The sequence below is a fragment of the Aestuariibacter sp. GS-14 genome, assembly GCF_006494365.1.
GTDB lineage: Bacteria > Pseudomonadota > Gammaproteobacteria > Enterobacterales > Alteromonadaceae > Alteromonas > Alteromonas mangrovi.
This window is the reverse complement of the sequence record NZ_VHIP01000033.1, coordinates 1-1,103: the sequence shown is the minus strand read 5'-3', so window position 1 is coordinate 1,103 and position 1,103 is coordinate 1. Positions and strand designations below refer to the sequence as shown.

Here is a 1,103-nt window from a genome sequence, read left to right as displayed (position 1 = left end):
AATAGTTTCTCCAGGAACCGAAATACATACATTGTCTTCCGTAAAGCGCTAGACTATATATTATTATACAGGTTCAAATATACTATCTGTTTCAGGGAAAACTCCCAGGTTCGGATGTTCAAAATTCAATGATGGGTAACAAGTACGATCGTAAATCTGTAAAACAGTTTGTCGGATATTAGGCTGTATCTCCTCAAAGCGTATTCGAATATCATTGAGAAGCTGCAGCGTCACATCGGATAATAATGATGGCAGCCATTGTAGAAGTGCCTTTTGCATTTCTAGTCTCTTTCTCGGTCTAGCTAGTTTTACTACATCGCGAAGATAGAATCTTAGATCACACTGCCTTTGCTGAGCTGGATCAATAGAGTAACAAAAGAGTGGTAAGGCCTCGTTAAAGGACAAGGACCTGAGCGGAAGTGTATCGTACAGTAGACGGAGTATACTAGTATAGTCTATAGTCCGTGGAATTCTAAGTGCCAGCTTTATAATGTCATTCTCCTTACTACAGACCCGCCTGAAAGTAGACACATCATCATCAGTAAGCTTTGACAAAAAGCATTGAGTAGCTAACTCTTCTATGCAATCTATAGCTGTTTTATAAGGCATTCAATGGACAGATTGAGGTTTTTGAAACATACTAGTGAAATTAGCCTTAATCCCTTCTCGAAGTTAATCATGCATTATGGTGTAAAAAATGCAACTCGCGTTGCTCTACTTTTTCCCGAATTTCCAAATACGCAGCTGGGGTGATTGCTCGATTTCGTAACGAAAGTTTTGTTTATAAAAACCGCGAAAACCTTCTGTAACAGATAGATTTTTACAGCGCTGATATACAATGACATCAGCTGTAATGGAAAATAACTGAAATATGAATGGCGAGAGACTGCTTGCTTGTATTAAGCAATGTATTATGCAGCACTTCCAACCTATGGTGTACGATGAAAGTAGGTGTGTAATCGAGACGACAAGGGGGACTTTTCCAGTTCCTGACAATTATAAGAAATACAAAACGTTAGCATTTGCATTTGTTGGACATGTACTGAATACAGACGACACACCGGTAATTGAAAAAGAACTGGATTGGCCTGATCCTGCACTAG

The 1,103-nt window shown here is 39.1% G+C and carries 1 protein-coding gene; it reads left to right on the top strand.

The window, feature by feature from the left end:
* Positions 1-913 precede the first annotated feature (913 nt).
* Positions 914-1,103: hypothetical protein (locus FJ444_RS21150; RefSeq protein ID WP_181405269.1), on the top strand; the 190-nt coding region annotated here is incomplete at its 3' end.